The sequence below is a fragment of the Rhodanobacter sp. UC4448_H15 genome, from assembly GCF_052978265.1.
Genome location: NZ_CM129665.1, coordinates 247,645 through 266,766 on the forward strand (window position 1 = coordinate 247,645; position 19,122 = coordinate 266,766).

The window sequence follows — 19,122 nt, forward strand, 5'->3', positions numbered from 1 at the left end:
TCCGGGCGCACTCCCGCGGGGTGGGCGTTCGCCCGTTCCGCGGTTCGGCGTCAGAGCAGGGCGATGTCAGCCACGGTGCTGAACTGGCTCTTCAACTGATTGAGCAGCGCCAGGCGGTTGGCCCGCACGGCGGGGTCTTCGGCGTTCACCAGCACGTTGTCGAAGAACGCATCCACCGGCACCTGCAGTTGTGCCAGGCGGGCCAGCACGGCAGCGTAATCGCCAGCGGCCTCGGCCGCGGCGCTGTCCTGCCGCGCGGCGGCCAGCGCATCGGCCAGGTCGCGCTCCGCCTCCGCCTCGAAACAGGCCGGGTCGACCGTCCGCCCGATCGGCGGCGCACCGGCCTCCTCGGCCTGCTTGCGCAGGATGTTGGCGACGCGCTTGTTGGCCGCGGCCAGGCTCGCCGCCTCGGGCCGGCGGCCAAACTCCACCACCGCGCGCAGGCGCCGGTCGAAGTCGGCCACGCTGGCCGGCTGCACCGCCATCACGGCTTCGAAGGCCCCGTGTTCGAAGCCCTGTTCGGCGTAGTAGCCGCGCAGGCGCTCATGCACGAAGTCGAGCAGCTCCTCCAGCAGGATCGCACGCCGCGCGCCCGCCTGCAGGGCCGGCGGCTTGCCGTCCTTGCCGGGCTTGAGGCCGGCCGCCAGCGCGGCATCGGGCAACTGCTCCAGCGCCTCGATGAAACTCGCGCGCAGGTCCAGTTCCAGGCCGCCCTCGATCAGGGTGCGCGCCAGGCCCAGCGCCGCGCGGCGCAGCGCGAACGGGTCCTTGTTGCCACCGGGTTTCATGCCGATGGCGAAGATGCCGGCCAGGGTATCGAGCCGCTCGGCCACCGCCAGCACCTGACCCAGGGGGTCCGCGGCGATGCGGTCGCCACCGAAGCGCGGTTGGTAGTGGCTGTCCAGCGCCTCGGCCACCGCCGGCGGTTCGCCGTCATGGACGGCGTAATAGCGCCCCATCACGCCCTGCAGCTCGGGAAACTCACCGACCATGCGGGTCAGCAGGTCGCACTTGGCCAGGCTGGCGGCGCGCGTCGCCAGCGCCGCATCGACGCCGATCCGGTTGGCCACCACCCGCGCCAGTTCGGCCACGCGCACGCTCTTGTCCCACTGGCTGCCCAGCGCCTGCTGGTAGGTGACGTTTTTCAGCTGCTCCTGGTAGCTGGCCAGCGGCGTCTTGAGGTCCTCGTCCCAGAAGAACTTGGCGTCAGCGAAACGCGGCCGGATCACCCGTTCGTAGCCACGGCGGATCTCAACCGGGTCCTTGCTCTCGATGTTGGCGATGCCGATGAAGTGTTCGGTCAGCTTGCCCTCGGCGTCGAACACCGGCACGAATTTCTGGTTCGCCACCATGGTGGTGACCAGTGCCTCGGCAGGCACTTCCAGGAAGCGGCGCTCGAAGGTGCAGGCGATCGCCACCGGCCATTCGGTGAGGTTGGCCAGCTCGTCCAGCAGCGCGTCATCCAGTTGCGGCGTGCCGCCGGTGCCTTGCGCGGCGAGCTCGATCTGCTGGTGGATGCGCTGACGCCGCTCGCGCGGATCGGCCAGCACCTTTGCGGCGCGCATCGCGTCGAGCCAGCCATCGGCGTCGGCCACGTGCACCGGTTGCGGATGCATGAAACGGTGGCCGCGCGACTTGCGCCCGCTGGCCAGGCCCAGCACTTGGCCGTCGACGATGTCGGCGCCGTGCAGGATCACCAGCCAGTGCACCGGGCGCACGAAACTGTAGTCGTGGTCGGCCCAGCGCATCGGGCGCGGGATCGGCAGCGCCTTGAGCGCCTCGTCGATGATCTCCGGCAGCAGGGCCGCCAGCGACTGGCCCGGCCTGACCGCACGCCAGACAAACCACGCGCCCTTGTCGGTTTCGAGCTTCTCCAGCTGGCCGACGTCGACGCCGCATGAGTGCGCGAAACCGAGCAGGGCCTTCGACGGCCGCCCTTCGGCGTCGAGCGCGGCGGCCACCGCGGGGCCGCGGCGTTCGATGGATTGCGCCGGCTGCGCCGCCGCCACCGCGGGGATGAAGGCCGCCAGCCGGCGCGGCGAGGCGTAGGCCACCGCCTGGTCCAGCCCGGCGCTGACGCCGCGCGCGGCCAGCCCGCCCACGATGCCGCGCAGGAATGCGGCGGACAGCTCGTCCAGTGCGCGCGGCGGCAGTTCCTCGGTGCCCAGTTCGATCAACAGCGACTTGCCGGCGTTCATGCGGCCTGCTCCTGGTGGGCACCAGCGTGCTTGAGGCCGGGAAAGCCCAGCTTCTCGCGTTGCGCCACGTAGGCCTCGGCGACGGCACGCGACAACGCGCGCACGCGCAGGATGTAGCGCTGGCGCTCGGTGACGCTGATCGCGCGGCGCGCATCGAGCAGGTTGAAGGTGTGGCTGGCCTTCATCACCTGCTCGTAGGCGGGCAGCGGCAGGTTGGCCGCCACCAGCTTGTTCGCCTCGCCCTCGCAGACATCGAACCAGCGCAGCAGCTCGGCCACGTTGGCGTGCTCGAAGTTGTAGGTGCTCTGCTCGACTTCGTTCTGGTGGAACACATCGCCGTAGGTGACGGTGCCGCGCGGGCCGTCAGTCCAGACCAGGTCAAAAACGCTATCCACGTTTTGCAGGTACATGGCCAGGCGCTCCAGGCCATACGTGATCTCGCCGGTGACCGGCCGGCACTCGATGCCGCCGGCCTGCTGGAAGTAGGTGAACTGGGTGACCTCCATGCCGTTCAACCACACCTCCCAACCCAGTCCCCAGGCACCCAGCGTGGGTGATTCCCAGTTGTCCTCGACGAAGCGCAGATCGTGCACCAGCGGGTCGAGGCCGAGCTCCTTCAGCGAGCCGATGTACAACTCCAGGATGTTCTCCGGGTTCGGTTTCATCACTACCTGGTACTGGTAGTAGTGCTGCAGGCGGTTCGGGTTTTCGCCGTAGCGGCCGTCGGTGGGGCGACGCGACGGCTGCACATAAGCGGCCGACCAGGGCTCCGGGCCGAGCGCACGCAGGAAGGTGGCCGGATGGAACGTACCGGCGCCCACTTCGGTGTCCAGCGGCTGCAGCAGTACGCAACCCTGCGCCGCCCAGTAGCGGTTGAGGGTCTGGATCACATCCTGGAAGGTGCGCGCGGACATGGCTTTCCGTGACCTGGGTTAAAGCGCGTTAGTATAGCCGCAGCTCGCTTTGCGGCTGGAATTTCCGGCTGGCGGAGCCTCGCACAGGACACTTGCCGGATGGCTGCATCGCCACAAATTGCCTCGCTGCTCGGCCGTCGTGGCCGACTCGAACTGGACGAGGTGCTGGCCGCGCTGGTGGTCGACGGTTACGCGCTCGCCGAGGATGCGAAGAACGTGCGCATGGGCGCGCGCGCCGGCCGCAGCACGGTGGAGCTGCACCCGCTGGTGGTGATCGCCAACGCCAAGTTGATCAACCAGCGCGAGCCCGGCCGGCCGTTGAGCCTGGAGACGCTGGCCGAGTGGCTGGCCGGCCATGCCGGCTTGCCGTACCTCAAGATCGATCCGATGAAGATCAACGCAGCCACGGTCACCCAGGTGGTGAGCCTGGCCTACGCGAAACGGCACCGCATCCTGCCGATCGCGGCGACCGTGGGCGAGGTGACGTTCGCCACCAGCGAACCGTTCGACGACGCCTGGGCGCCCGACCTGGCCCACATGCTGCGGCGGGACATCAAACGCGTCGTGGCCAGCCCGATCGACATCAACCGCTACCAGCAGGAGTTCTACGGCGTCCAGCGCTCGATCCAGCTGGCGCAGGACGCCAAGACCGGCAGCGACAGCTCCTCGGCGATCCTCAACTTCGAGCAGTTGGTGGAGCTGGGCAAGAGCGGCGAGGTCGGCGCCGACGATCGCCATGTGGTGCACATCGTCGACTGGCTGCTGCAGTACGCCTTCGAGCAGCGCGCCTCGGACATCCATCTGGAACCACGACGCGAGACCGGCTACATCCGCTTCCGCATCGACGGCGTCATGCAGAAAGTGTTCGAGTTGCCGGCGCCGGTGATGACCGCAGTGACCGCACGCATCAAGATCCTCGCCCGCATGGACGTGGCCGAGAAGCGCCGGCCGCAGGACGGCCGCATCAAGACGCGCTCTGCCTCCGGGCGCGAGGTGGAGTTGCGCATCTCGAACATGCCCACCGCCTTCGGCGAGAAGGTGGTGATGCGCATCTTCGATCCGGATCTGGTGGTGAAGGATTTCGCCCAGCTGGGTTTCTCGCCGAGCGAGGCGGAGAACTGGCGCAACATGGTCGAGCGCCCGCACGGCATCGTGCTGGTCACCGGCCCCACCGGCTCGGGCAAGACCACCACGCTGTATTCCACACTCAAGCACCTGGCCACGCCAGAACTCAACGTGTGCACCGTGGAGGACCCGATCGAGATGGTCTCGCCGGAGTTCAACCAGATGCAGGTGCACGCGGCGATCGACCTCGATTTCGCCGCCGGTGTGCGCACGCTGCTGCGGCAGGACCCGGACATCATCATGGTCGGCGAGATCCGCGACCTGGAAACCGCGCAGATGGCGGTGCAGGCCTCGCTCACCGGACACCTGGTGCTGTCCACGCTGCACACCAACGACGCGCCCAGCGCGGTCACCCGCCTGCTCGATCTCGGCGTGCCGCACTACCTGATCCAGTCCACCCTCACCGGCGTGGTGGCGCAACGCCTGGTGCGCACGCTGTGCCCGCATTGCAAGCAGGCCACCACCCAGGACCCGCTGGCGTGGAACGTGCTGACCCGCGGCTGGTCGATGCCGGTGCCGGCGCAGGTGTACCGGGCGGTCGGCTGCCTGGAATGCCGCAACACCGGCTTCATGGGCCGCACCGGCATCTACGAGATGATGAAGCTCTCGCCGCATCTGCGCGGCATGATCTCGGCCGAACTCGACCTCAGCGGCTTCGGCCAGGCTGCGTTGGACGAGGGCATGCGCCCGCTGCGCATCTCCGCCGCCGACCAGGTCGCCGCCGGACTGACCACGGTGCAGGAAGTGCTGACCGTGTTGCCACCGATCGACGCCTTGGCCGATGATCCGCACTAGCGCGTCAAACCTCCCCCGAGACACCGCATGAAACCCGTCCTGATCATCCGTACCGGCCGGGCGCCGGACAGCATCCGTGCGCGCCACGGCGATTTTCCGCACTGGTTCCGCCTCGCCGCCGGACTGCGCCCGGAGCGCCTGCGCATCGTCGACGTGGCGGCCGGCGAAACGCTGCCGGCGGCGGGCGAGGTGGCCGGCGCCATCGTCACCGGCTCGGCCGCGATGGTCACCGAGAAACTACCTTGGAGCGAAGCGACCGCCGGCTGGATCCGCGACGCGATGGACGCCGAGGTGCCCCTGTTCGGCGTCTGCTACGGCCACCAGCTGATGACGCACGCGTTGGGTGGACGGGTCGATTACCTGCCCGGCGGGCGTGAGATCGGCACCCAGTCGATCGGGGTCAGCGCAGGGCAGGCGCACGACCCGCTGGGCGCTGGCCTCCCCGCCAGTTTTCGCGCGCACACCACGCACGAGCAGAGCGTGCTGGAGCCGCCCGCGGGGGCGCAGATCCTGGCCAGCTCGGCACGCGACCCGCACCAGTGGCTGCGCTACGGGCCGAACGCGATCAGCGTCCAGTTTCATCCCGAGTTCAACGCCGAGGTGATGCGCGCCTACATCCGGCGCAAGCGCCACGACCTGCATCGCGAAGGTGCCGACGCCGCGCGCATCTTCAGTGACGTGGCCGCCACCCCGATCGCGCGCCGATTGTTGCGCCGCTTCGCCCATCTGCACGGTTGGGCCGGCGACTGAGCCGCCATCAGCCGCGCAAGCGCCTGGCGATCGCCTCGCGCGAGAACAGCGCAAACCCCACGCCGAACACGAAACCGCCGATGTGCGCCCACCACACGTAGGCACCATAGCTGGGCCCGGCATAGCTGAACAGCAATTGCAGCAGCACCCACATGCCGATCAGCAGGAAGGCCGGCACGCGCACGAACTGCAAATACAGGCCGAGCGGCAACACCAGGCCCAGGCGTGCCCGCGGAAACAGCGCCACGTAGGCGCCCACCACCGCCGATACTGCACCGCTGCAGCCGATGATCGGCAGGCGCACGCCGGCCAGCGACAGCGCCCCGATCAGGTTGGCCACCACGCCGCCGATGACGAACAGCACCAGGAAGCGCAACGATCCCAGCGCACGCTCACCGGGCAAGCCGAAGATCACCAGGAACAGCAGGTTGCCCAGCAGATGCAGCCAGGTGACGTGGATGAAGAGCGCCGTGAACAGCCGCAGCAGCGCCGGATCGGTCAGCTGCGGCAGCAATGGCTCGTGCGCATCGAAGATGTTCGCCGGCACCGTACCCCACTGCAGCAGCAGCGCGATGCGCTGCGGCGCCGGGATCATTGCCAATCCGACGAAACAGACCACGCACAGACTGACCAGCAGCACGGTCGCCCAATGCCAGCGCGGCCGGCGGCGCGTTTCCACATGGACAAACAAAAGCCATCCCTCCGCCTCGCCCGCGCGCTGGCGCGTGACCTGGCCATCATAGGCGATCGCTGCCGCATGACCTTGACGCAATGCGGCTCTTGGCCGGTGGCTGTCGCAAGGTCACCCGAGCGCAGGCCACCCCGGAAAGGAAGGCCCGCGGGGGACAAGCTCCCTGGCGGTGACCTGTTGCAGGTTGCGGGCGGCGGTGGCGGCGGCAGAAAAGAAAAACCCCCACCGTTGCCGGTGAGGGTGTTTCGGGATAAAGCCCCTGGCGGTGACCTACTCTTGCATGGCAAAGCCACACTACCATCGGCGCATGCGCGTTTCACTTCTGAGTTCGGGATGGGATCAGGTGGGACCACGCCGCTATGGCCGCCAGGGAAGGGGTGGGAGCAGCGCGCGTGCGCCAGCTCCACGTTTCTGAAGAGACGGCCCTGACGGCCGGCTCTTCCGCGAAAGATCCCTCGAGGTGTTGAAGAGTCCGCCATGGATGGCGAGGTGTTGACTCTTCTTTCCGTGAGAGGGATCTCACGTGAGATAAATCGTAAACGAGTGACAAGCGTCGAGGTGAAATTCAAACGTTTCGAGACAGTGCTCGAGGCGGCTCCTTTGAAGAGTCCGGCCAGGGATGGCCGGTGGCTCCGCAGAGGGACCTGCGTCAAACAAAGCCACTTGGGGTTATATGGTCAAGCCGCACGGCTCATTAGTACAGGTAAGCTCAACGCATTGCTGCGCTTCCACATCCTGCCTATCAACCACCTGGTCTTGATGGTGCCTTCAGGAGAGTCAAGCTCTCGGGAGATCTCATCTTGGGGCGTGCTTCCCGCTTAGATGCTTTCAGCGGTTATCACTTCCGTTCATAGCTACCGGGCAATGCCTCTGGCGAGACAACCCGAACACCAGCGGAACGTCCACTCCGGTCCTCTCGTACTAGGAGCAGCCCCCCTCAAATCTCCAACGCCCACGACAGATAGGGACCGAACTGTCTCACGACGTTCTGAACCCAGCTCGCGTACCACTTTAAATGGCGAACAGCCATACCCTTGGGACCGGCTACAGCCCCAGGATGTGATGAGCCGACATCGAGGTGCCAAACACCGCCGTCGATATGAACTCTTGGGCGGTATCAGCCTGTTATCCCCGGAGTACCTTTTATCCGTTGAGCGATGGCCCTTCCATACAGAACCACCGGATCACTAAGACCTACTTTCGTACCTGCTTGATCCGTCGATCTCGCAGTCAAGCACGCTTATGCCTTTGCACACAGTGCGCGATGTCCGACCGCGCTGAGCGTACCTTCGTGCTCCTCCGTTACTCTTTGGGAGGAGACCGCCCCAGTCAAACTACCCACCATACACGGTCCCTGACCCGGATAACGGGCCGAGGTTAGAACGTCAAGCACTTCAGGGTGGTATTTCAAGGATGGCTCCATGCAAACTGGCGTCTGCACTTCAAAGCCTCCCACCTATCCTACACAGAAGAACTCAACGTTCAGTGTAAAGCTATAGTAAAGGTTCACGGGGTCTTTCCGTCTTGCCGCGGGAACGCTGCATCTTCACAGCGAATTCAATTTCACTGAGTCTCGGGTGGAGACAGCGCCGCTGTCGTTACGCCATTCGTGCAGGTCGGAACTTACCCGACAAGGAATTTCGCTACCTTAGGACCGTTATAGTTACGGCCGCCGTTTACTGGGGCTTCGATCAAGAGCTTCGCCTTGCGGCTGACCCCATCAATTAACCTTCCAGCACCGGGCAGGCGTCACACCCTATACGTCCACTTTCGTGTTTGCAGAGTGCTGTGTTTTTGATAAACAGTCGCAGCGGCCAGGTTACTGCGACCCATCGGTGCTCAGCTACGCATGTAGCCACACTGATGGGCGCACCTTCTCCCGAAGTTACGGTGCCATTTTGCCTAGTTCCTTCACCCGAGTTCTCTCAAGCGCCTTGGGATTCTCACCCTGCCTACCAGTGTCGGTTTACGGTACGGTTCTTCTACAGCTGAAGCTTAGTGGCTTTTCCTGGAAGCGTAGTATCAGTCACTTCGCCCAAAAGGGCTCGTCATAAGTGCTCGGCATAAAGGATCCCGGATTTGCCAAAGATCCATGCCTACCTCCTTTCCCCGGGACAACCAACGCCCGGTAGACCTAACTTTCTCCGTCCCCACATCGCACTGTAGAAAAGTGCGGGAATATTAACCCGCTTCCCATCGACTACGCATTTCTGCCTCGCCTTAGGGGCCGACTCACCCTGCGCCGATGAACGTTGCGCGAGGAAACCTTGGGCTTTCGGCGGGGGGGCTTTTCACCCCCCTTATCGTTACTCATGTCAGCATTCGCACTTCCGATACCTCCAGCAGACTTTACAATCCACCTTCACAGGCTTACGGAACGCTCCTCTACCGCGCACATTGCTGTGCACCCCGAGCTTCGGTGTCTAGCTTAGCCCCGTTAAATCTTCCGCGCAGACCGACTCGACCAGTGAGCTATTACGCTTTCTTTAAAGGATGGCTGCTTCTAAGCCAACCTCCTGGCTGTCTATGCCTTTCCACATCGTTTTCCACTTAGCTAGAACTTGGGGACCTTAGCTGCGGGTCTGGGTTGTTTCCCTTTTCACGACGGACGTTAGCACCCGCCGTGTGTCTCCCGGATAGTCTGTCCTGGTATTCGGAGTTTGCCATGGTTTGCTAAGTCGCGATGACCCGCTAGCCATAACAGTGCTCTACCCCCAGGAAGATTCGTCCGAGGCGCTACCTAAATAGCTTTCGAGGAGAACCAGCTATCTCCGAGTTTGTTTAGCCTTTCACTCCTATCCTCAGCTCATCCCCATCTATTGCAACAGATGTGGGTTCGGTCCTCCAGTGCGTGTTACCGCACCTTCAACCTGGCCAAGGATAGATCACTCGGTTTCGGGTCTACTGCCTGAGACTATGCGCCCTATTCAGACTCGATTTCTCTTCGCCTCCCCTATACGGTTAAGCTTGCCACAGACAGTAAGTCGCTGACCCATTATACAAAAGGTACGCAGTCACCCTTGCGGGCTTCCACTGCTTGTACGTATACGGTTTCAGGGTCTATTTCACTCCCCTCTCCGGGGTTCTTTTCGCCTTTCCCTCACGGTACTAGTTCGCTATCGGTCAGTCAGGAGTATTTAGCCTTGGAGGATGGTCCCCCCATGTTCAGACAAGGTTTCACGTGCCCCGCCTTACTCAATTTCATATCAAGTGCCCTTTCGTCGACTGGGCTATCACCATCTATGGCCGGCCTTTCCATGCCGTTTGACTAGAACACAAGATACTTTTGGGCTAGTCCGCGTTCGCTCGTCGCTACTGACGGAATCTCGGTTGATTTCTTTTCCTCCGGGTACTTAGATATTTCAGTTCCCCGGGTTCGCCTCGCATGACTATGTATTCATCATGCGATACCGCTTGCGCGGTGGGTTTCCCCATTCGGACATTGCCGGATCAAAGCTTGTTGCCAGCTCCCCGACACTTTTCGCAGGCTGCCACGTCCTTCATCGCCTCTGACTGCCAAGGCATCCACCGTATACGCTTAGTCGCTTGACCATATAACCCCAAGTCGCCTCGGGGCATGCCCCCTCCTCAGGGGCAGCCAAGTTACTTCGTTTCGTGCCTTAACACTTGCCTCGGTTCGGTTCGAACCAAGACGCTTGTCACTCGTTTACGTGTTTTCAAAGAACATCGTGCCGGCCTCAATGCCGGTCGATTTCAAATCTTTTGTGTGCTGATATTTTACGCAGCGACATCCTGGTGGAGCCTATCGGGATCGAACCGATGACCCCCTGCTTGCAAAGCAGGTGCTCTCCCAGCTGAGCTAAGGCCCCGTCGAAGGGATATCCGGATTGTTCCGAACCTCGGAACAATGGTGGGTCTGGGTGGACTCGAACCACCGGCCTCACCCTTATCAGGGGTGCGCTCTAACCACCTGAGCTACAGACCCAGAGATCGAGCCCCAGAACCTACACCAGCCTCTCTCGAACTTCCGTTCGGAGCAGCTTTTGTTGAAGAGTCCGGCCACGGATGGCCGGTCTTGATGTTCGCTCTTCGCAAAAGGGACTTTGCGTAAAATACAGGTGTCTTGTGTGGACGTCTTGCACCGATCGGTGCGACGTGTCGTTCTCGAAAGGAGGTGATCCAGCCGCACCTTCCGATACGGCTACCTTGTTACGACTTCACCCCAGTCATGAACCACTCCGTGGGCGTCGTCCTCCTTGCGGTTAGACTAACGCCTTCTGGAGCAACCCACTCCCATGGTGTGACGGGCGGTGTGTACAAGGCCCGGGAACGTATTCACCGCGGCATAGCTGATCCGCGATTACTAGCGATTCCGACTTCATGGAGTCGAGTTGCAGACTCCAATCCGGACTGGGATCGGCTTTCTGGGATTGGCTCCACCTCGCGGTATTGCAACCCTCTGTACCGACCATTGTAGTACGTGTGTAGCCCTGGCCGTAAGGGCCATGAGGACTTGACGTCATCCCCACCTTCCTCCGGTTTGTCACCGGCAGTCTCCTTAGAGTTCCCGACATTACTCGCTGGCAACTAAGGACAAGGGTTGCGCTCGTTGCGGGACTTAACCCAACATCTCACGACACGAGCTGACGACAGCCATGCAGCACCTGTGTTCCGATTCCCGAAGGCACTCCCGCATCTCTGCAGGATTCCGGACATGTCAAGGCCAGGTAAGGTTCTTCGCGTTGCATCGAATTAAACCACATACTCCACCGCTTGTGCGGGCCCCCGTCAATTCCTTTGAGTTTCAGTCTTGCGACCGTACTCCCCAGGCGGCGAACTTAACGCGTTAGCTTCGACACTGATCTCCGAGTTGAGACCAACATCCAGTTCGCATCGTTTAGGGCGTGGACTACCAGGGTATCTAATCCTGTTTGCTCCCCACGCTTTCGTGCTTCAGCGTCAGTGTTGTCCCAGATGGCCGCCTTCGCCACTGATGTTCCTCCCGATCTCTACGCATTTCACCGCTACACCGGGAATTCCACCATCCTCTGACACACTCTAGCTCGCCAGTATCCATCGCCATTCCCAGGTTGAGCCCGGGGATTTCACGACAGACTTAACGAACCGCCTACGCACCCTTTACGCCCAGTAATTCCGATTAACGCTTGCACCCTTCGTATTACCGCGGCTGCTGGCACGAAGTTAGCCGGTGCTTATTCCTCAGGTACCGTCAGACTGCACACGTATTAAGCATGCAGATTTCGCTCCTGATAAAAGTGCTTTACAACCCGAAGGCCTTCTTCACACACGCGGCATTGCTGGATCAGGCTTGCGCCCATTGTCCAATATTCCCCACTGCTGCCTCCCGTAGGAGTCTGGGCCGTGTCTCAGTCCCAGTGTGGCTGATCATCCTCTCAGACCAGCTAGCGATCGTCGCCTTGGTGGGCCATTACCCCGCCAACTAGCTAATCGCACATCGGTTCGTCCTGCCGCGCGAGGCCTAAAAGGTCCCCCGCTTTCTCCCGTAGGACGTATGCGGTATTAGTCCCGGTTTCCCGAGGTTATCCCCCACGTCAGGGTAGATCCCGATGCATTACTCACCCGTCCGCCACTCGCCACCCAAGGAGCAAGCTCCTCTGTGCTGCCGTTCGACTTGCATGTGTTAGGCATGCCGCCAGCGTTCAATCTGAGCCAGGATCAAACTCTTCACTTAAGTTTTCGATGACCGAAGCCATCTATCTTTCCGAAGCGTATGTTCCCAACCAATCAAAACTCATTACTGACTTTTTACTTGGTGGGACGCTTGCATTGCTTGGACAGGTCACGACCCATCAACGCAAGACGTCCACACAATTCACCTGCGCACACTGTCAAAGATCTTCGCTGCCCGACCGCCTTTCGGTGATCGCCCCGTGACCTTTCGTCCCGGGTGAGCCGCCCATTCTACATCGCTTTCCGAGACCGTCAACACCTTCAGGGAAGTTCGTCGAGGTGTCGCATGTCGCGCCCCATGGCGTTGGGCCGACGTGGGCCGCGAATCATACGGCCTGCGCTTTTTTTGGCAAGTGTTTTCTGCGTCGGCCGCGAATTCGCGCCGCGAGAATGCGGCTGTCGGTTCAGGCGACGACCAGCCGCACCCGCGCGAAATTGCGCTTGCCGACCTGCAGGACGCCCTCGAAGCCGGCATGGAAAACGCGCTGTGCGTCTTCCGCGACGGCCGCGTCGATGCGAACGGCACGCTCCTTCAGCTTCCGGGTTGCCTCGGAGTTGCTGGTGGTCAGGCCGGCGGCGGTGAGCAGCGCGGCCAGGCGCAAGCCCTCGGCCGGCACGGCGATGTCGGTTTGCGGCAGCAGCGCGGTGTCGCCTTCGCCGCGCACGACGGCATGCCAGCCGGCGATCGCCTGTTCGGCGGCGGCAGGGGCGTGGAAACGTGCAGCCAGCTCGCGCGCCAAACGCAACTTGGCGTCACGCGGGTTGAGCTGGCCACCCTCGACATCGCGCTTCATGCGCGCCAGCTCGTCCAGCGACACCTCGAAGCTGAGCAGCTCGAACCAGCGCCACATCAACTCGTCGCCGATCTTCATCGTCTTGGTGACGATGTCGATGGCCGGTTCGTTGATGCCGATGTAGTTGCCAAGCGACTTGGACATCTTGTTGACGCCGTCCAGCCCCTCCAGCAGCGGCATGGTGAGCACGATCTGCGGCGGCTGGCCATAGTGTTCCTGCAGGCTGCGGCCCATCAGCAGGTTGAACTTCTGGTCGGTGCCGCCGAGCTCGATATCCGCCTTCAAGGCCACCGAGTCGTAACCCTGGGTCAGCGGGTACATGAACTCGTGGATGGCGATCGGCTGCTGCGCGGCATAGCGCTTGGTGAAATCGTCGCGCTCGAGCATGCGCGCCACGGTGTGCTGCGCGGCCAGCCGGATCATGTCGGCGGCCGACATCTTGTCGAACCATTCGGAGTTGAAGCGCAGCTCGGTCTTCTCGCGGTCCAGCACCTTGTAGACCTGCTCGGCGTAGGTCTCGGCATTGGCCAGCACATCCTCGCGCGTGAGCGGCTTGCGGGTGACGTTCTTGCCGGTCGGGTCGCCGATCATGCCGGTGAAGTCGCCGATCAGGAAGATGACCTGGTGACCCAGATCCTGGAACTGGCGCATCTTGTTAAGCAGCACCGTGTGACCCAGGTGCAGGTCCGGCGCGGTCGGATCGAAGCCGGCCTTGACCCGCAGTGGACGCCCCGATTTCAGGCGCTCGACCAGCTCCTCGCGCTTGATGATTTCGTCGGCGCCACGCGCAATCGTGGACAGGGCGTGCTCGTGCTCGCTCATGGATTTCTCGCTGGATGGGGCATGGAAAATGAACCGGGCGGCGCGAAACGGAGAGGCGTTAGCCATTCGCTGCGTGCGGCGAAAGTTAATTGTGCGTTAATCAGGAATGGATCGCAAACCATTGATGGCAAAGGCATTGACGCTCTCTGCACATCGCCGTTATGGTACGCCGAGTTTTTGCTTGAGCGGTACGGGGTGAACACGGCATGGCCGAAGAGAACATGGGCGCGCTGCAGGCGCGCAAGCAGGCCATATGCCGCAAGGCACAGCGTCTTCACTGTCGCTTCTACGAACGTTGCGCGCACTGGTCGTTCAACCGGTCGAGCGATGTCGAACCGATCCGCTGGCACCGCGAACACTGGATGCTTGCCGGCACAGCGCTGCTGATCACCTTGTTGTCCGGCTTCATCATGCCGTCGTGGGCCAACGCGATGCGTCCGGCGCCCGCACCCGTGGCGCACACGCTGTTGCCGCTGGCCCTGCCCAAGGCCGACCTGGTCCAGACGCCGGTGTCCACCGTCGATGACTGGCAGGTGGTGCGGGTGCAGCCGGGACAGACCCTTTCCGACATCTTCACCGCCCATGGCCTGGGCATGAGCGACCTGCAGAAGGTGATGGACACCGCGGGCAACCACAAGGAGGCCCTGCACAGCATCCGTCCGGGCGAGGAGTTCGATTTCCTGCTCGGCAGCGACGGCAGCCTGAAGGGCTTCCGTTTCGATCCGGATGCCGCCAACCGCGCCGTCATCCGCTTCGACGGCGCACAACCCACGCTGGCCTTGCAGCCGCGCGACATCGACCGACGCGAGCAGGTGGCGCACGGCGTGATTCGCAGCAGCCTGTATGCCGCCGGTGACCAGGCCGGGGTGAACGCGGCGATGATCGGCAAGCTGGCCGACCTGTTCAAATACGACATCGACTTCGTGCAGGACCTGCGCGTGGGCGACAGCTTCACCATGATCTACGACGACATCTACCGTGATGGCGTGCGCTACGGCCAGGGCGACATCGTGGCTGCCGAATTCGTCAACCAGGGCAAGCGCTACACCGCTTACCGATTCAAGAAGGCCGACGGCAACTACGGCTGGTTCAGCGAAGATGGACGTCCGATCCAGAAATCCTTCCTGCGCATCCCGGTCGATTTCACCCGGATCTCGTCCCAGTTTTCCTCCGCCCGCATGCACCCGATCCTCGGCCGCATGCGCGCGCACAAGGGCGTCGACTACGCGGCCCCCAGCGGCACGCCGATCCACGCCGCCGGCGACGGCGTGATCAAGTACCACGGCTGGGAGCGCGGTTACGGCAACTTCGTGGTGATCCAGCACAACAAGACCATCAGCACCGCGTACGGCCACATGTCGCGGTTCGTGAAGGGCCAGCACGTGGGCGAGCGGGTGCGCCAGGGCGAGGTGATCGGCTACGTCGGCATGACCGGGCTGGCCACCGGCCCGCACCTGCACTACGAGTTCCGCGTCAACGGCGTGCAGCGCAACCCGCAGACGGTGACCCTGCCCAAGCCCGAACCGCTGCCCGCCGCCCAGCTGGCCCGCTTCGAGTCGCAGGTGGTCAAGCCGCAGCTGGCCCGGCTGACCGAGCTGGACAACCGGATCAAGCTGGCCCGCGCCAACGCTCCCGCCAATCACGACAACTGAGCTGCCCTTGCGCGTGGCTGAAGACGACTCGGCGCTCTACATCGGGCTGATTTCCGGCACCAGCGCCGACAGCATCGATGCGGTGCTGGTGCGTTTTCGCGAAGGCAAGCCGCACACCCTTGCCTGCCATGCCCATCCGTGGCCGCATGCCTTGCGCGAACGCATGCTGGCAGTGGCGCAAGGCGAGGCCGCGCTCGACCTGGACGACTGGGGCCGGCTCGACGTTGAAATCGGGCAGCAGTTCGCCGAGGCCGCCTTGCACTTGCTCGATCGCGCCGGCACGACGGCCGCGGCGGTGCGCGCCATCGGTTCGCATGGACAAACCTTGCGCCACCGGCCCGGCGGCGAGCACCCCTTCACCTTGCAGCTGGGCGACCCCAGCGTGATCGCCGAGCGCTGCCGCATCGAGGTGGTCGCCGACTTCCGCCGCGCCGACGTCGCCGCCGGCGGCCAGGGCGCGCCGCTGCTGCCGGCGGTGCATGCCATGCTGCTGGGCGTGCCCGGGCTTACGCGCGCCGTGCTCAACCTCGGCGGCATCGCCAACCTCACTGTGCTCGCGGCCGACGGCGGTGTGCGCGGCTTCGACACCGGGCCGGCCAACGGCCTGCTCGACGCGTGGTGCCTGCGTCATCGGGGCGAACCGTTCGATCGCGGCGGAGCCTTTGCCGCCGACGGCCGGGTCGTGCCCGAGCTGCTCGACGCCCTGCTGGCCGATCCGTACTTTGCGCTGCCGCCGCCCAAAAGCACCGGACGCGAATACTTTCATCTGGACTGGCTGGCCACCCGCGCGCCGCTGGCCATGCTGGCACCCGCCGACGTGCAGGCGACGCTGCTGGAGCTGACCGTGCGCAGCGTCACCGCAGCCGTGATGCAGCATGCGCCGGAAGCGACGGAGGTGCTGGCCTGCGGCGGCGGCGTGCACAATGAGCGGCTGATGCAGCGCCTGGGCGAGACGCTGGCCCCACGCCGGCTGGACAGCACCGCCAGCTGCGGTGTCGACCCGGACTTTCTCGAAGCGACCGCATTTGCCTGGCTGGCGCGCCAACGCCTGCTGCAACTGCCCGGCAACCTGCCGGCCGTGACCGGCGCGCGCGGACCGCGGGTACTCGGGGCGGTCTATTCCGCGCCGGCACCCGGCACGTCGTAACGGATGCTCTCCGGCGCCAGTTGGGTCGGCCGCGTGCGGGCCAGCGCCAGCAACGCCTCCTGGAACGCGCCGCGCTCGTCGGCTTCCCAGTGACCATCGAGTACGGCCAGGGCGTGCGGATCGCGCAGGCTTTCGCTGTATCGGTGCGCCACCGACATGCCGAGGCCGACGCGCAGCGCGTCCAGCATCACGTCGTTGACCGGACACTGGCGCAGCTTGGCCAGCGCCGCGATGCGTTCGGCCAGCAGGCCATCGATGTGATGAACGATCATGTCCGGCACAAGCGTCACTCCCTGCAGCACCTGCCCCTGTGCCGGGGATGTTTGCACATCCGCGATGCACCGGTGCCGCGCCGTGGCGATTTCCGTGGCTGACTTGGCAGTTGCGCTGTGACCCGCGCCACTGTGGGCCGCTGCAGATCCGGACCCGCTCGCATGGAACGGCCACAATCTTTCAGGTCACCGCCCGCGCGCGCTCGAATCCGCGAAAACGTCGCCACAATCCGGCGAACAGCAGCATCGCCGGGATCACCGCCAGCACGGTGAGCACGAAGTAGGCGCCGTAGCCCGCCGTCATGGCGATGCCGCCGGCAAAGAAGCCGAGCAGCTTGCCCGGCAGGTTGACCAGCGAACTCAGCAAGGCGTACTGCGTCGCGGTGTGCTGCTGGTTGACCAGCGAGGACAGGAACGCCACCGTCGGCGGCCCCAGCATGCCCAGGGTGAGGTTCTCCACCGAGATCACCAGGGTCAGCATGGCCAGATTGCCCGGGTGCGCGATCAGCAGCAGGTACATGAGGTTGCTGCAGCCGCACAGCACGATGGTGACGCCCAGCGGCCGCCACGCGCCCCAGCGCGCCACCATGGCGCCGCCGACGAACACGCCGACGATGCCGATCCAGATGCCGTAGATCTTGGTGATCGTGCCGATCTCGGTCTTGGAGAAGCCCATGTCGCGGTAGAACGGGCTCATGATGCCGCCGATGGTGGCCTGTTCGGGCATCTTGAACAGCAGCAGGAACAGCAAGGTCACGCCGGCCAGTGCCCAGCCGTAGCGCCGGAAGAAGTCGGCGAACGGATCGATCACGCTCTCGCGCATCGCGTCGCGCCAGCGCGCGGCACGCACGCGCAGCACCGTCGGCTCGCGCGCCACCAGCGTGGTGACGATCGGCAGCAGCATCGCCAGCGCCATCATCAGGTAGACCACGCGCCAGGCGATGTGGTCGGCCAGGATCAGGGCCACCGCGCCGGCCACCAGCAGCCCGATGCGATAGCCCAGCGAATAGGTCGCCACCAGCGCGCCCTGGTCCTCGACCGGCGCGATCTCGATGCGATACGCATCGACGGCGATGTCCTGCGTGGCGCCGAAGAACGCCACCGCCAGCGTGGCCGCCACGAACGCCGCCAGATGCTGCGGCGTCAGCGCCGCCATCGCGAGCAGCCCGGCCACCACGCCCAATTGGGCGAACAGCAGCCAGCCTCGCCGCTGGCCCAGGCGCGCGAAGCCCGGGATGTGCCCGTGGTCGAGCAGCGGTGCCCAGAGGAACTTGAATGCGTAGGTCATGCCCGCGCTGGCGATCATCGTGATGTCGGCCAGCTCGATGCCGTTCTCCTTCAGCCAGTACGCCAGCGTGCCGGCCACCAGCAGGAACGGCAGGCCGGAGGAGAAGCCGAACAGGCACATCGTCCACGCCGCCGGCTGGGTGAACGCATGCCACACCGACGGCTTCGCCGGCCGTCGCGCCGTTGCTTCAGTCGACATAGTCGACCGTGTACGGCGCGTGGTCGGAAAAACGCTGGTCGCGGTAGATCGAGCACGCACGCAGGCGATCGCGCAGCGAAGGGGTGACCACCTGGTAGTCGATCCGCCACCCCACGTTGTTCGCCCGCGCCTGGCCCCGGTTCGACCACCAGGTGTATTCGACCGCGTCGGGCTTGAGTGCGCGGAAGCTGTCGACCCAGCCGCGCTGGTGGAACAGCAGGTCCAGCCACGCGCGTTCCTCCGGCAGGCAGCCGGAGTTCTTCTGGTTGGAGCTCCAGTTCTTGATGTCGTTCTTCGTGTGCACGATGTTCCAGTCGCCACAGATCACGTAGTCGCGGCCGCTTTTCAGCCACGCGTCGAAGATCGGCGTGATCCATTCCATCGCCTTGAACTTGAACTGCTGGCGCTCGTCGCCGGACGAACCGGACGGAAAGTACAACGAGACCACGCTGAGGTTGCCGAAGCGCGCCTCGATATAGCGGCCCTCGTTGTCGAACTCGTCCCAGCCCAGCTCGGTCAGCACCTGGTCGGGCTCGCGCCGGGCGTAGATCGCCACGCCGCTGTAGCCCTTCTTGCTGGTGGCGTCGCGGTAGAAGCAGTGATGGCCGTCGGGGCGGAACCTCGCGTCCGTGAGCTGGTCTTCCTGGGCCTTGGTCTCCTGCAGGCAGACCACGTCCGCGTTCTGCGCGCGCAGCCACTCGAATACGCCCTTGCTGCCGGCCGAGCGGATGCCGTTGGCGTTGAGGCTGATGATGCGCATGGGTACTCCCGGTCGACAGATCGGGCGATCATAACAACCCCGG

At 64.1% G+C, this 19,122-nt stretch carries 12 protein-coding genes, 2 tRNA genes and 3 rRNA genes; 5 read left to right on the forward strand and 12 right to left on the reverse strand.

Annotated elements, in window-relative coordinates:
• Positions 1-50 precede the first annotated feature (50 nt).
• Positions 51-2,198 carry a glycine--tRNA ligase subunit beta gene (glyS, locus tag ACVCMI_RS01070; protein ID WP_447097777.1) on the reverse strand — a complete coding sequence of 716 codons (2,148 nt, stop codon included), beginning with the start codon at positions 2,196-2,198 and terminating at the stop codon, positions 51-53.
• On the reverse strand, positions 2,195-3,112 hold the full coding sequence (gene glyQ, locus ACVCMI_RS01075; RefSeq protein WP_447097776.1) for a glycine--tRNA ligase subunit alpha: 918 nt from the start codon (positions 3,110-3,112) through the stop codon (positions 2,195-2,197). The genes glyS and glyQ overlap by 4 nt, the downstream gene beginning before the upstream one ends.
• Positions 3,113-3,211: 99 nt before the next feature.
• Here glyQ and ACVCMI_RS01080 point away from each other — a divergent pair, with 99 nt between their 5' ends.
• Positions 3,212-5,032: a GspE/PulE family protein gene (locus ACVCMI_RS01080; RefSeq protein WP_447097775.1), complete on the forward strand. Its 1,821-nt coding sequence runs from the start codon at positions 3,212-3,214 to the stop codon at positions 5,030-5,032.
• A 27-nt stretch (positions 5,033-5,059) separates the two neighbouring features.
• The gene (locus ACVCMI_RS01085) at positions 5,060-5,782 is read left to right on the forward strand and encodes a glutamine amidotransferase (RefSeq protein WP_395120646.1); all 723 of its coding nucleotides are present in this window, start codon (positions 5,060-5,062) and stop codon (positions 5,780-5,782) included.
• 7 nt (positions 5,783-5,789) lie between these two features.
• Here the strand turns inward: ACVCMI_RS01085 and ACVCMI_RS01090 are convergent, their stop codons facing one another.
• From ACVCMI_RS01090 to ACVCMI_RS01115, 6 genes are all read right to left on the reverse strand, one after another.
• A complete protein-coding gene (locus tag ACVCMI_RS01090) occupies positions 5,790-6,473 on the reverse strand; it encodes a rhomboid family intramembrane serine protease (RefSeq protein WP_395120647.1) in 684 nt (227 codons plus the stop codon).
• Between the two features lie 257 nt (positions 6,474-6,730).
• Positions 6,731-6,844 (reverse strand): 5S ribosomal RNA (gene rrf / locus ACVCMI_RS01095).
• Positions 6,845-7,146: 302 nt separating this feature from the next.
• A 23S ribosomal RNA gene (locus tag ACVCMI_RS01100) occupies positions 7,147-10,025 on the reverse strand.
• 202 nt (positions 10,026-10,227) lie between these two features.
• Positions 10,228-10,303 (reverse strand) — tRNA-Ala (locus ACVCMI_RS01105).
• A gap of 39 nt (positions 10,304-10,342) precedes the next feature.
• Positions 10,343-10,419, reverse strand: a tRNA-Ile gene (locus ACVCMI_RS01110).
• A gap of 182 nt (positions 10,420-10,601) precedes the next feature.
• A 16S ribosomal RNA gene (locus ACVCMI_RS01115) occupies positions 10,602-12,147 on the reverse strand.
• Together the 16S, 23S and 5S rRNA genes with 2 tRNA genes alongside form the textbook arrangement of a ribosomal RNA operon.
• Positions 12,148-12,155: 8 nt before the next feature.
• Here ACVCMI_RS01115 and ACVCMI_RS01120 point away from each other — a divergent pair.
• On the forward strand, positions 12,156-12,350 hold the full coding sequence (locus tag ACVCMI_RS01120; protein WP_395120256.1) for a hypothetical protein: 195 nt from the start codon (positions 12,156-12,158) through the stop codon (positions 12,348-12,350).
• Positions 12,351-12,550: 200 nt separating this feature from the next.
• On the opposite strand, the gene tyrS is transcribed toward ACVCMI_RS01120, so the two are convergent.
• Positions 12,551-13,762 (reverse strand): tyrosine--tRNA ligase, encoded by a 1,212-nt coding sequence (gene tyrS, locus ACVCMI_RS01125; protein ID WP_395120648.1) that lies wholly within the window; start codon positions 13,760-13,762, stop codon positions 12,551-12,553.
• Positions 13,763-13,968: 206 nt separating this feature from the next.
• Between tyrS and ACVCMI_RS01130 the strand changes: the two genes are divergently transcribed.
• Together ACVCMI_RS01130 and ACVCMI_RS01135 are read left to right on the forward strand one after the other, a co-directional pair.
• Positions 13,969-15,414: an OapA family protein gene (locus ACVCMI_RS01130; RefSeq protein ID WP_447097774.1), complete on the forward strand. Its 1,446-nt coding sequence runs from the start codon at positions 13,969-13,971 to the stop codon at positions 15,412-15,414.
• 13 nt (positions 15,415-15,427) lie between these two features.
• Positions 15,428-16,561, forward strand: a complete 1,134-nt coding sequence (locus ACVCMI_RS01135; protein ID WP_447099509.1) for an anhydro-N-acetylmuramic acid kinase — start codon at positions 15,428-15,430, stop codon at positions 16,559-16,561.
• On the opposite strand, the gene ACVCMI_RS01140 is transcribed toward ACVCMI_RS01135, so the two are convergent.
• The 3 genes from ACVCMI_RS01140 to ACVCMI_RS01150 form a co-directional block, all read right to left on the reverse strand.
• Positions 16,531-16,833, reverse strand: a complete 303-nt coding sequence (locus tag ACVCMI_RS01140) for a hypothetical protein (RefSeq protein ID WP_447097773.1) — start codon at positions 16,831-16,833, stop codon at positions 16,531-16,533. The two genes, ACVCMI_RS01135 and ACVCMI_RS01140, sit on opposite strands and share 31 nt — an antisense overlap.
• Positions 16,834-17,014: 181 nt before the next feature.
• Complete coding sequence (locus ACVCMI_RS01145; protein WP_447097772.1) at positions 17,015-18,319, reverse strand: AmpG family muropeptide MFS transporter; 1,305 nt, start codon at positions 18,317-18,319, stop codon at positions 17,015-17,017.
• A complete protein-coding gene (locus tag ACVCMI_RS01150; RefSeq protein ID WP_447097771.1) occupies positions 18,309-19,079 on the reverse strand; it encodes an exodeoxyribonuclease III in 771 nt (256 codons plus the stop codon). Before ACVCMI_RS01150 ends, ACVCMI_RS01145 begins: the two co-directional genes overlap by 11 nt.
• Between the last annotated feature and the right edge of the window lie 43 nt (positions 19,080-19,122).

What these genes read in the sequence shown, in the direction of transcription:
- glyS (WP_447097777.1), bottom strand. Translation starts at nt 2,198, where the DNA reads ATGAACGCCGGCAAGTCGCTGTTGATCGAACTGGGCACCGAGGAACTG.
- glyQ (WP_447097776.1), bottom strand. Translation starts at nt 3,112, where the DNA reads ATGTCCGCGCGCACCTTCCAGGATGTGATCCAGACCCTCAACCGCTAC.
- ACVCMI_RS01080 (WP_447097775.1), top strand. Translation starts at nt 3,212, where the DNA reads ATGGCTGCATCGCCACAAATTGCCTCGCTGCTCGGCCGTCGTGGCCGA.
- ACVCMI_RS01085 (WP_395120646.1), top strand. Translation starts at nt 5,060, where the DNA reads ATGAAACCCGTCCTGATCATCCGTACCGGCCGGGCGCCGGACAGCATC.
- ACVCMI_RS01120 (WP_395120256.1), top strand. Translation starts at nt 12,156, where the DNA reads ATGACCGAAGCCATCTATCTTTCCGAAGCGTATGTTCCCAACCAATCA.
- tyrS (WP_395120648.1), bottom strand. Translation starts at nt 13,762, where the DNA reads ATGAGCGAGCACGAGCACGCCCTGTCCACGATTGCGCGTGGCGCCGAC.
- ACVCMI_RS01130 (WP_447097774.1), top strand. Translation starts at nt 13,969, where the DNA reads ATGGCCGAAGAGAACATGGGCGCGCTGCAGGCGCGCAAGCAGGCCATA.
- ACVCMI_RS01140 (WP_447097773.1), bottom strand. Translation starts at nt 16,833, where the DNA reads ATGATCGTTCATCACATCGATGGCCTGCTGGCCGAACGCATCGCGGCG.
- ACVCMI_RS01145 (WP_447097772.1), bottom strand. Translation starts at nt 18,319, where the DNA reads ATGTCGACTGAAGCAACGGCGCGACGGCCGGCGAAGCCGTCGGTGTGG.
- ACVCMI_RS01150 (WP_447097771.1), bottom strand. Translation starts at nt 19,079, where the DNA reads ATGCGCATCATCAGCCTCAACGCCAACGGCATCCGCTCGGCCGGCAGC.